Origin of the sequence: Cryobacterium sp. MLB-32 (assembly GCF_000738085.1) — a bacterium.
Classification (GTDB): domain Bacteria; phylum Actinomycetota; class Actinomycetes; order Actinomycetales; family Microbacteriaceae; genus Cryobacterium.
Map to the genome: position 1 here is coordinate 1 of NZ_JPRS01000773.1, position 1,052 is coordinate 1,052.

Genomic DNA, 1,052 nt, shown 5'->3' on the forward strand with positions numbered 1-1,052 from the left:
CGGCAGTGGTGACCTTCGCGGCCCGGCTAACGGAAGTTCTTCTTGGAATCCGTCTCGTTGGGGTGGCCCGTCGCAGCTTTCGTGATGATCACGCGTCCTGGCTTCTTCGCCTTCGCGTTGGGCTCGTCAACGGCGTACCAGAGACGAGCACCATCGGTCACTTTGTACTGCCATTGCGGCAGGCCCACCCCGTCTACAAGAACTGTTGAGAGATCACCTCGGAGTTGGTAACAGCGATCAGGGTCATACTTCGCGGGATGCGCGGTGAGATAGTCGTGGGCGTCTGCCAGGGCATTCTTCGCCGACGCCTTCAGGTCTATCCAACCGCGTTGCGCAGCGATGTTGCCAAAGAAGATTTCGTACTCGGTGCCCTTGACCGGCCGCGGAACCGCGACACCACGCTTCCCCGCCATCTACGGGCGGTTGACACGGACAGGAACATCGGGCAGCTCGACGGGATCGACAGGTCGCATACCCATGGCGTAAGCCACGGCCGTTTCCTTCCACTCCTGCTGCGCACGCAACAACCGCTCAAAAGTTCCCAACTCGCTCGCGGCATAGAGAATATGCTCAATCTCGGCAGCGTACGCGTGCAGCTCCCCCGGGGTGAACTCCCCCGTCCAAGCGAAAAGATCAGTCAGCGCGGCCGCGACGTCGCCCTTGTTCCGGCCGATCGCGCGGATCAAACGGCTCGACAAAGCGACACCCTGCTCCAGGACGTCAAGATCGTGACCGCGAAGTATCACGAGATCGTCACCATCCCGCCGCGTGATCCGCACCTGGCCCTCGTCAATGTGAGCCAGAACCTCCCTGGGCTTTCGCAAAAGGTCAGTGAAAGTCGCGTTCCTCATACCCACACACTACATCAGATAAACATCTGATGTGGGAGTCGGTGATTCTTTTACCGACCTCTGTGACGGCGCGCCCTGCGATAGCGGGCGGCACTTCAGTATTTACGCGTTTACTTAGTTACTGAGCTGCGCGCGAACAGCTTTGCCGATGGTCTCCTGCAGCGCGGGGTTGGTGTTGAGCTCGGCGATGAGGCGCGAATC

Annotated in this window: 2 protein-coding genes; both read right to left on the bottom strand. The window is 60.0% G+C overall.

Annotated features, from left to right (window positions below; genetic code table 11):
* Nucleotides 1–26: 26 nt before the first annotated feature.
* On the bottom strand, nt 27–413 hold the full coding sequence (locus JF66_RS21315) for a hypothetical protein (protein WP_035881013.1): 387 nt from the start codon (nt 411–413) through the stop codon (nt 27–29).
* On the bottom strand, nt 414–779 hold the full coding sequence (locus JF66_RS21320) for a hypothetical protein (RefSeq protein WP_197059546.1): 366 nt from the start codon (nt 777–779) through the stop codon (nt 414–416).
* Nucleotides 780–1,052 lie beyond the last annotated feature (273 nt).